This window comes from Bacillus sp. AFS018417 (assembly GCF_002560985.1).
GTDB classification, from domain to species: domain Bacteria; phylum Bacillota; class Bacilli; order Bacillales; family Bacillaceae_G; genus Bacillus_A; species Bacillus_A rhizoplanae.
Genome location: NZ_NTTM01000069.1, coordinates 1 through 8,838 on the forward strand (window position 1 = coordinate 1; position 8,838 = coordinate 8,838).

At 34.9% G+C, this 8,838-nt stretch carries 7 protein-coding genes; 4 read left to right on the forward strand and 3 right to left on the reverse strand.

All coding sequences use genetic code 11. The features are described from left to right. Positions 1–1,349: 1,349 nt before the first annotated feature. Positions 1,350–1,946, reverse strand: coding sequence for a peptidase inhibitor family I36 protein (locus tag CN326_RS21620; RefSeq protein ID WP_098311035.1), 597 nt, complete (start codon positions 1,944–1,946; stop codon positions 1,350–1,352). A 231-nt stretch (positions 1,947–2,177) separates the two neighbouring features. Between CN326_RS21620 and CN326_RS21625 the strand changes: the two genes are divergently transcribed. Together CN326_RS21625 and CN326_RS21630 are read left to right on the forward strand one after the other, a co-directional pair. Next, positions 2,178–2,798, forward strand: a complete 621-nt coding sequence (locus tag CN326_RS21625; RefSeq protein ID WP_098311036.1) for a TetR/AcrR family transcriptional regulator — start codon at positions 2,178–2,180, stop codon at positions 2,796–2,798. Between the two features lie 366 nt (positions 2,799–3,164). After that, a complete protein-coding gene (locus CN326_RS21630) occupies positions 3,165–3,599 on the forward strand; it encodes a DUF6526 family protein (protein WP_098311037.1) in 435 nt (144 codons plus the stop codon). 500 nt (positions 3,600–4,099) lie between these two features. Here the strand turns inward: CN326_RS21630 and CN326_RS21635 are convergent, their stop codons facing one another. Beyond that, on the reverse strand, positions 4,100–4,879 hold the full coding sequence (locus tag CN326_RS21635) for an alpha/beta fold hydrolase (protein WP_098311038.1): 780 nt from the start codon (positions 4,877–4,879) through the stop codon (positions 4,100–4,102). A 300-nt stretch (positions 4,880–5,179) separates the two neighbouring features. On the opposite strand from CN326_RS21635, the gene CN326_RS21640 reads away from it, so the two are divergent. Continuing rightward, positions 5,180–5,581, forward strand: coding sequence for a hypothetical protein (locus CN326_RS21640; protein WP_098311039.1), 402 nt, complete (start codon positions 5,180–5,182; stop codon positions 5,579–5,581). A 510-nt stretch (positions 5,582–6,091) separates the two neighbouring features. Further along, the gene (locus CN326_RS24790) at positions 6,092–6,241 is read left to right on the forward strand and encodes a hypothetical protein (RefSeq protein ID WP_098311040.1); all 150 of its coding nucleotides are present in this window, start codon (positions 6,092–6,094) and stop codon (positions 6,239–6,241) included. A 1,586-nt stretch (positions 6,242–7,827) separates the two neighbouring features. Here the strand turns inward: CN326_RS24790 and CN326_RS21655 are convergent. After that, complete coding sequence (locus tag CN326_RS21655; RefSeq protein WP_098311042.1) at positions 7,828–8,181, reverse strand: DUF4260 domain-containing protein; 354 nt, start codon at positions 8,179–8,181, stop codon at positions 7,828–7,830. Between the last annotated feature and the right edge of the window lie 657 nt (positions 8,182–8,838).

Sequence of the window (8,838 nt, forward strand, 5' to 3'; positions counted from 1 at the left end):
ATGAGGAGAATAGATACAAGCAGAGATCATGTGCTTGATCTATTCTTTTTTTGTACAACATATGACTTCATTTACTACAACATAGAAGAACCGATGTTGCAGTAAGACCCTCAATAAGCTGTGTACAAAAAAATGAAGACCGCGCGGTCTTCATTTTAGTCGACGTAATTCTCGAAAGCGGAAGTCAATGTGATACCCTTGTTGAAGTATCGCACCCGTTAGTTGAACAACTCCATGGCTTATTTACACTGTTCATAATTTCCTTTGGATTAGAGATACCGTTCTCAATAAAAATAGTTGCCCAATCCTTAAACAATTTCATATAAGCTTTTTCATTCATATTTGAATTTAGGTGGGCTACTTAGGCATACATCCAATCTAAGCTTTGACCCTGAGCATAAACTGGTTATAAGTCTAATTTCAATAAGGAGTGAACCTAGAATCATGGTATATATACGACAAATGCCACCCTATGCCCTGAATCCCTGGGGTCTTCAACATTGTTTGTATCGTTTCACGTATATGTGGCTTAGAAACGGAGACAATTTCTGGTTTTTTTTGACGACTGTCGGGGAATCAAGAGTTTATGGCTATAGGTTTTTCGGCGGAAGATGGAATCATTATTCGGTTGCTTTAAGCGATATTGTTTCCTTCCATTGTTCTCCTCCGACTCCAACCCTATATTAAAACACTGCGCCTGACCTTCGTAATCGTATCGTTCAGTCTTACTTTAGAAGCGTCTGGGCTTTTGCATAATCAGAGATCGTTTTTTTGAATCTAATACTGTGATCACCAGATATCCGCCACCTGCGTGTTCCCTTCTCTGTATGCAAGATTTCATACATTCCTGTGAGAACAGCATTTGACAGTTCAAATCGTTCTCACAGCCTGCATGAAATCCTGTATATCTTTGGCATATAAAATCTGCGTTTTGCCGTCAGTATCCCTAACATTATTAATTGGTAACCTTTTTGTTACTACAAAACACATGTATTTGCCCCAATAAAAAAAGATCCCACCACCAGGCAAGATTCCACAAATATTTCAATCTAAAAATAAAAAAGGAGTCTTTTACATCACAATTTAAATGCTAATACATATCCATATTTAGGCCCAGTACCAGCGTAGCTACGTTTAGGGGCAAAGTAGTTTGTTTTGTAACATAAGCAATCCTTTTTGTTACTACAAAACATTTGTATATCAAGCGGATTTGTATACTTATTTTCTATTTTGCCCCTGATTACAAGAACGCTGGTACTGGGCCTTGTACTAAAAAGTACTGAAACAAACAACAAAAAAGAATCCTGCATAAGCAAGATTCTCACAAAAAATATGGTTATTCCTTCAGTCTAATTAGTAAAGAAGATGGAAGACGCCTCATCGTTCCAAGTTGATCCGACATAGCTGACATTGATACCGGATTGCACCCAGAATCTTGCCCCTCTGTAGTTACTATCCCAACACATAACTGTCCAGTTATGATTGTAACCCGCCTTCAACGAAGAGATTTTGTCGTTCCAAGTTGATCCGACATAGCTAATATTACTGGAAGCTCCAAAGTAACTCCCTCCGTAATTAGAATGTTGATAAAAATACGATTTATAATAAACAGCTTGGGCTGTAATCGTATTGTTCTTAGTATCCTTTTTACGCTCAACAACAGCACTCTGCAAATGATCATTTAAACGGTCTTGATTTGTAAACCCATAGACTACTCCCTCTGCTTTTGCAGCGTCATCGAAAACAAACTGGGTTACATTCTTTACATGCGAATCATCTTGTGCATATTTAACACCATCAATCATAACAGGCAAGTCTTTTAATTGAACCATACTCTCTGTTGAAGGCGTTTGTTTTGAAACTGAGGTTGATGTCGTATCGGCAAAAGCAGTAATAGGAATGATCGTCAAGACAAAAGTCAGTAATGTAATAACTATTTTCTTCAAAAAAATCCCTCCTAGATGGATATCTTTGCCTATCCCCCAAAAAGGAAAATAGGCTTAATTCATAAGGAATTTAAGTGCTACCCTCATTCCTCGAATCATTTCCGTACCCCAATCAACTCCTTTATAAATATTATTTTTTAATACTAACTAGTCGGTATTAATCAATTTATTATATGATGAAGAATGTGTTATTATTAATTAAATATTCAGTCTTTTAAAAAGGAGGTTGCTATGGGAATTTATCATCAGAAACAATCAGAAAACACCATTAACAAATTAATGCAATCAGGAATTGAATTGTTTTCTAAGCAAGGCTATTCTAGTACAAGTGTTGATCAAATTGTGAAACACGCTGGTTACTCTAAAGGTGCTTTCTATGCTCATTTTCCTAACAAAGAGGAGTTCTTGCTAAAGCTGATAAAAGAAGGTATTGATTTCTATTTTGAAGATTTAAAGGAAGTTCTTAATGAAAAGGATCGAGATTTACTAAATAAATTTAAAGAATATTCTATGCGTTTGGTAAATGAAGCTTATGAAAAAGGATCTTCTCCCATGCTCCTCCAAGGATGTATGATATCTAATCAATTACCTCTAATAAAAGAAAGGCTTATTTTCCAAATGGAAGAATGGAGATCATTCCTTACACATTTTTTTCAGAGAATGAAAGATGAAGGTATAATTGGAAATTCATTAGATGCCAGAACTTTAGCAATTACAGGCATGGATATTTTTAATGGATTTAATTTGCAACATTTTGTAGACAATCGAATTCAAATACAGGACATGCTAAATGTTTTTGTTGAACTACTTCAAATCCAAGAACCTAATAAAGGGGTCCCGCCAACCAAATGACATAAAACCCACGTTAATACATTTTTTTGGAAGTTGAAACCTTGATTTCCGTACGCTAAGGGTTTTCTATGCTATAAAAAGACAATAAATAACCTGGATTATTTCGTAACAAAAAGGGTATCTAGGGGTGTCGTCAGCATTTTGGAAGAAAACCACGCTAAGCAAAAAATACAAAAAACCGTCCATCAGGACGGCTTTACTTTTTACATAATTCTTGTTATCGGAAGTTTTTTATAAACAATCAGAGGAGAATTTGTAGTATGTGTTCCTACTAATATTGTAGATGCCTCATTGGTGCGTTTGTCGTTGCGAGTTATACATTTAAATGGGAGTAAATAAGATAGATAGAGAATAGGAGGGAAATACATGCAATCTCAAAATTATAAGAACCATATTCGTATGCATCCTGTGTATCATTATGTATTGACACTTTTAGTTTTAGGAACGTTGGTAGGTGCAATTACAAATATGGTCCGCGCTATTAATGCGGGAACTAATATTCTTCAAGCTGTTATTCTTGTATTGATTATGATTATTATCGTTATCGTTGCAGCGCTTGTAAGAATCTATGCACTAAAGGCGCAAGACCGGGCAATTCGAGCAGAGGAAAGCCTTCGTTATTATGTACTAACCGGAAAGTTGCTCGATCCCGCCCTCAGTATGGGTCAAATTGTCGCGTTACGATTCGCTAGCGACAATGAGTTTGCAGATTTGTGTAAAAAAGCCTCTGCCGAAGGGCTAAAGCCGGATGACATTAAGAAAGCTATCAAGGATTGGAAGGCTGACCATAATCGCATTTAACTAGAGAAAAAACACGTTAGAATCAGGTTTCTAACGTGTTTTTTAGTGCTAGGATGATTTTTCCACTAAGTTTATCCCATAGTAAACTTCAGTCGATATCCAATCAAGTGAATACACGTAAAACGTACCTAACGAACATTAAGTAAATTTTTATTCGATTTTGCCGATTGAATATCGACCATGAAATCGATGGATGCATAGTTTTCTTTTAGACAAAATTGACTAAAATTTTATCTTTTTGTTGATAACAGAAACTGTTTCGGTTCTGTTGCATTAAAACCGCATTTATATCTTTTTAACAAAGCTACCTTTAGTTCACATAATTATCGTTATCGGAAATTATTTGATTTGTTTTTTTACTTTCTTATTCAACTCAAGCATTCTTTCGTTGAACAATGAATCGAGCATAATAATTACAGCAAAGATTTTACTGTCCGTAAAGGGTACCCGATTATTGTGCTATCGTTCTCCATTTATTTGAATTAAGGTCAAATTTTTAACTAAATAAATTGTGTCAATAGTTGGTTAAACTTGTCACGTTCTTCCCAGAAAGGACCATGACCACTATATTGAAACGGAACAAGCTGTGAATTTTTTATTTTTTGATTTAGTTCTTGAGCTTGTGCAAATGGAATTACTTTGTCGTGAATGCCGTGCAAGATTAAAGTAGGAACTGATATTTTTAGCAAATCAGTATATAGCTTCTCATCTCTTAGCATAACTACGACTGCGGCGGTTGACCAACCTGCCGCCTGTAATCCCATTTGAAAAAACCAGTTCGAGAATGGGCCAGTTATATACTGAAAGAAAAAACTATCTGTTACTTCCTGCATCATTTTAGGGCGATCATTTAATGTTTCTTTAAGAAATTTATTAGCAGTTTCTGTTGTAAAACCTACAGGAGCGGCAGCGCTTATAAGGACAAGTTTAGATACTCCATAACCATTATGTCGAGCAATATAACGAATAGCGATAGCCCCACCTGTAGAGTGACCCGCTAGTGTAAAGTTTTTCAATTGAAGTGCATCAATAACGGAGCGAATATCATCTGCCAATCGGTCATAGTTGTAGCCGTTCATTGGCTTATCCGAATTACCAAAGCCCCTCCAGTCTATGCCAATACAGCGGTAACCCATTGCGGGAAGAACATCAAACTGATACTCAAACTGTTTATGGCTTAATGGCCAACCATGTATAAACACTATGGTCTTGTTACCCCCTGGGTTAATATCTTCCACATATAGATTTACACCTGACTCTACAGTAACAAAGTATCCCATGCTAATTCCTCCGTAATTAATATGGTTTCAACAATAAGATATTCATTTTAGTTAACATAGATGAGTACCTAGCCCAATTGTAGGTCAGAAAAGCGAAAAAGAACGGGGTTTATTGAATTATTCTGCCATTTCGTTGAAGAAAGAACAATGAATGGGTATACATGTGAAGTCTATATAAGGTCCTATTATTTTGGGTTCTACCAAACGCAACGCTCGAATTCGTTATCGTGAACTCAAATCAAAAATCTGCATATATTATCTGGGTAATTTATCTATTTCAAAAAACAACGGAGGAATACTATGTTTACTTATTACCCTCGCCAAATGGTCGCTCACCCGATACTTCTTGAGGCTAGACAAATTTCTTCTAATCAAATTTTAATGACTTATGATAAACCAACTGATTTGGCATCTGCAACAAATGTTTCGAATTATTGGATTAGAAGTAATATGGGCCCCGTCGGTATTGCTAGTGTAGGAATGAAAGAGGCACTTATGGCAGAAAACGCTATACGTCCAGATATGGGAATGATAGCACCCGTTGATAATTCAAAAATGAGATTTGTTATAACTTTTAGAGTTAATGCAATGCAGGGCGTAATGTATACTGTGCTTCCATGCTTCGTTAACTTAGAGGGAATGTCAGGTTTCATGGGAGAAAATTGGGGTCCTAATAGTAAAAATATGTTTATTGGTATGTAGGTGAGAAAAAAATTGGAGATACTTTTAGATCAAAAAGTAAAATCATAAAAAATATTGATGAATAGATATTCATGGTCGGTTAACATAACGTCCTATTATTGGAATTTAATATGTTTAAAAGCTTATAAAAATCCCCTTTAGTAAAATGATTTTATTAAGTAACAGAAAAAACAGGGTATTCTCGATTAAGACTACATCTCTTATATAATATTATAGTTTTTATAAGAGAGGGAATGAGGAGAATAGATACAAGCAGAGATTATGTGCTTGATCTATTCTTTTTTTGTACAACATATGACCTCATTTACTACAACATAGAAGAACCGATGTTGCAGTAAGACCCTCAATAAGCTGTGTACAAAAAAATGAAGACCGCGCGGTCTTCATTTTAGTCAACATAGTTCTTGTTGTAGGAAACTAATAAAGTAATAAGGTTTACTTCAGTAAAATAAGGTATATTATATTTGTTGAATAGATTCTCTTTAAAGATAAGAAAAGTAGGTGAACAAAGTGGGAAAGTATCAATTGGATTACAAAAGTCAGGTAGCTGTGACAAAGTTTCATGAAAAACAGACGCCTGCCAAATTTGATAAAAAGCAGCAAATTGAAAAATTGCGTGCGGAGTATTTGAAAAAGAAGCAAAAACAAACAGATAAATAAATTGTGAAAAATGCTAGGGGTCCCGCCAACATTTCGCGGAAAACATACGCTAAGACATTTTTTTGGAAGTAAAAACCGCATTTTTTATACGCTAAGGGATTTTTCCAACATAAACCTTCGTTTTGGTGATTTTAAGTGGTACTTTTATTTTCCTTTTCGTATAACAATTCCGTATATCCAAAACCATAACTAAAAACAAATAACCACAAAAGCGATATTTAAACGTTTTTGGTTACGATTATTTACAATATTTGTCCTAACGTATATTTACCGCGTTTTGCTGGTGCTACCCCGTTAAGTGATATCAAAAACCTCTTATGCTCTTCTTCGATCTTTTTTAAAAAATGACACCTAAAATAAAAACGAGATCTTATTAGATCTCGTTTGCTTTTCAATATAATTTAAATACTCGATTTTATGTATCAAATTTTAGAACAACACGAGCACGTAACGATCTACCTTGCACTAATATAAATAGTTTATTACCCACCTACAATCTTTCGACTATAAACAAGCAGTTCACCACTCATACTAATGGTTCGTTCGACCGTACAAAATACCTGTACAACCATATATAACCTTTCGGCTATATATGACCGTTAGCCTTATAAGAGCTAAATTGCTCTCTAAAGCCTGCGGTACCCAGCACGATCTTAGCTCGACCCTATCCGATAAGTTGGAACCTCATTGTAATCATAGCAGCTAGCATACGACTACAATGAACCTTTTCCCCACCGAATAGAATCTTCTCTCCGACTGCACACAAACCACATAGTTTATATGAACTAATGACCTGTATACAATCTTTGACCGACCTATATACACCTCTGTTATGAACCATATATAGATCTGGGCTCAACCGTTACGTACCCGATACCTATATCATGAGCAAATTCATTTCAATGTATGTAAACTATAATCATATGGTAACCATTTACAATTACCACTTATTTACAATATATTCTGAATTTTTAGAAAATTTATAATTTTTAGTATTTACAAAATTCGACCCTGGATGTATGATAAGTATAAGCAAAACATACATATCAAAAAAGAAGGTGAATCCAGTGGGATAGAGCAAGGCGAATGTACAAATGATGTACAGGGTATAAAACCAAAATCTATTGAAAAAGAGGGTGGTACCACCAGAGTAGTGGAAGGCGAAAGCGTATCTAGTAAATGCTGGGTAGTAAAAGTAAGATCTTTTTTCTAGAATACCTTCTATACCTTATTATTTTGATAAAAATTTGCTTTTATCAAAATTAATAAAGAAAGGGATAACATCATCGTTCATTTGCAATGAACAGAAAGGATTACGAATACCATGAATGAAGAAATAGTGTAAGCGACCTTGTGATTCCTAAGAGGATGATCGAGGTCGCTTACTGTTGTTTTATGCGCTTTTTTAATCAGGTTAATTTATCATTCTAGGAAGTTGATTATTTTTGCCGAACAAGTAATTTGAAAACTCCCTTTAGGGGTACCGCCAGCATTTTGGAAAAAAACCACGCTAAGCAAAAGAAATAAAATAAGCCGCCCATATGGACAGCCTATTTACATAATTATCGTTAGCGGAAGTAAAAACATTAGGTTAATTTTTGTAAATGTGTTTCTTTAAAAGAATTATTATATTTTAATCCATATCCTAAGACACGATCCATTCCTATATGTGCGGTCCAGACTAGTCCTAACATAATAGTTATATTGTTTGTGAATAGCATTCCTAATATGATGCACAAGATAGGTAAGATATAAGAGTGAAATATATTGTATAAAGTTGCTCCTATCCTGGAATTAACAATATAACCTAGCATAGAAATATCAGGAGCGAACAAAAGTATCAAAAACCACATCAAGCTAAAATGGTAGTGATAGAAATACATAAAGATGCTCAAGAGCAATACAAGTAATCCCTCAATATTTAAAATAGCTTTAATCAATGTAATCCCTCGCAATATGAATTTTCTCTCATTATGACATAAAAATATTAGTAATACAGGTTAATTTTGATGTATATCCTATACATGTTTGGTTAACATAACGCATCATTATCAACAGTGACGTTTGCGCCGCAGCCCTTGTGGGGCAAGGATCTGTCGTTCCTCAAATGGCTTCACTGTATACAGGATTTCATGCAACCGCGCCGCGACTGTGTTTGACGGTAGCAGCTGTTTCTGTAGTCTGCATAAAATCTTGCATATATAATTCGCGGTTTGCTGTGTAGATTTCTACGTAAAAAGCCCCAAGGGGGGCTTTCTCCTGTGCTATTTTTTAAAATATTACACATCAATACTCGTTGTGGCTTTTAAATAAAGTTACGACGTTTCTAAAAAAGTCGCGATGCTTTATCTCCTTGTTGATTTACAATAAAGTTTGATTAAAAGTCCTGTATGATATGCTGGACGTTTTTTATTCCGCAATCGGACCAGATTTTGGAATAAGATTAGCAGGGTAGTTAAAAAGCAGGATGTTTATTTAAAAATGTAGAATCTCAACAGAGTTATAAGGATTTTTTTGAAACTCTAACTATTTAGGGAGGAGATTACTTTGAAACGAATTGACTTGCTTTTAAACGTGCTAGATTCAACATTCGATAA